Source organism: Streptomyces sp. NPDC058375 (genome assembly GCF_042723425.1).
GTDB lineage: Bacteria > Actinomycetota > Actinomycetes > Streptomycetales > Streptomycetaceae > Streptomyces > Streptomyces durocortorensis.
This window is the reverse complement of the sequence record NZ_JBHXJG010000494.1, coordinates 1-1,360: the sequence shown is the minus strand read 5'-3', so window position 1 is coordinate 1,360 and position 1,360 is coordinate 1. Positions and strand designations below refer to the sequence as shown.

Below are 1,360 nucleotides of genomic sequence, written 5' to 3'. Positions count from 1 at the left end.
GCGTTGTTTCACGTGAAACAACGCCCCTCGGCAATCCGGGTCCGGCTACCGGCGGACATCGGTGTGTCGCCAGCGGAACATCGTCGCCGCGACTACTGCGTACAGCACCGATACGACGGCCACCACGGCGATCGATCTCCCGTTCGGCGGAAGCATCAGGGCCGCCACTCCCGCGGCGCTCACGAAGGCGACGTTGAAGAGCACGTCGTAGAGCGAGAAGACCCGGCCTCGGAAGGAGTCGTCGACCGAGGTCTGCACGACGGTATCGGTCGCGATCTTCGACCCCTGCGTTACGACGCCGAGCACGAACGCGGCGATCAGCATCGGGACCGGAGCGAAGGAGAGGCCCAGAGCGGGCACCAGGACCGCCGCCGCCCCGGCGCAGCCCACGATCCATCCGTACCGGCCGAGCCTGCCCACCGCCCAGGGGGTGAGGACGGCGGCGACGAAGAATCCCGCACCGGACACACCGACCGCCAGGCCGAGCAGGGCCAGTCCGTCGGACTCGGTATCGGACCAGGCGTAGCGGCACAGCATGAGCACCATCACGGTGAGCGCGCCGTAGCAGAAGCGGATCACGGTCATGGCGGCCAGGGCCCGGGCCGCGTGGCTCCGCCGCGCCAGATGGCGCAGCCCGGCGACGAGCCCGCGTGCGGTGACGGCGAGAGCTGCCCGCAGTCGCAGCGGGCTTCCGTCGGTATCCGGCCCCAGCAGCGTGCGGGGCAGGCTCAGGGACGCCAGCGCGGAGAGCAGATAGAGCACCGACCCCAGCAGCACGACCGCCGCGTCGGACTCGTCGGCCACCAGCCGTACGACGAAGGCGAGGCCGCCTCCCGCGGTGGCCGCCAGGGTGCCGGCGGTCGGGGAGAGGGAGTTAGCGACGACGAGGCGATCGGTGTCGACCACCCGGGGCAGGGCGGCGGAGAGACCGGCCAGCACGAAGCGGTTGACGGCGGTGACGCAGAGGGCCGAGGCGTAGAAGAGCCAGTCGGGTACCGAGGCGAGAATCAGCAGGGCCGTGGAGCAGGCCAGGGCGGCCCGCAGGAGGTTCCCGTAGAGGAAGACCTGACGCCGGGGCCAGCGGTCCAGCAGCACCCCCGCGAAGGGCCCGATCAGGGAGTAGGGCAGGAGGAGCACGGCCATCGCGGAGGCGATGGCGGCGGCCGACGTCTGCTTCTCCGGGGAGAAGACGACGTACGCGGCGAGGGCGACCTGGTAGACGCCGTCGGCGGACTGGGACAGGAGCCGCACGGTGAGCAGGCGGCGGAAGTTCCGCAGGCGCAGCAGGGTGCGCAGATCACGCGCGACAGACATGGGAGCAAGCGTCACACACGTCGGGGGTCCGCGGGCGGATTGCCCG

1 protein-coding gene is annotated in these 1,360 nt (G+C 71.2%); it reads right to left on the bottom strand.

Annotated elements, in window-relative coordinates; translation table 11 throughout:
- Positions 1–45: 45 nt before the first annotated feature.
- A complete protein-coding gene (locus ACFWM7_RS35295; protein ID WP_383268880.1) occupies positions 46–1,314 on the bottom strand; it encodes an MFS transporter in 1,269 nt (422 codons plus the stop codon).
- Positions 1,315–1,360 lie beyond the last annotated feature (46 nt).

What these genes read in the sequence shown, in the direction of transcription:
- ACFWM7_RS35295 (WP_383268880.1), bottom strand. Translation starts at nt 1,314, where the DNA reads ATGTCTGTCGCGCGTGATCTGCGCACCCTGCTGCGCCTGCGGAACTTC.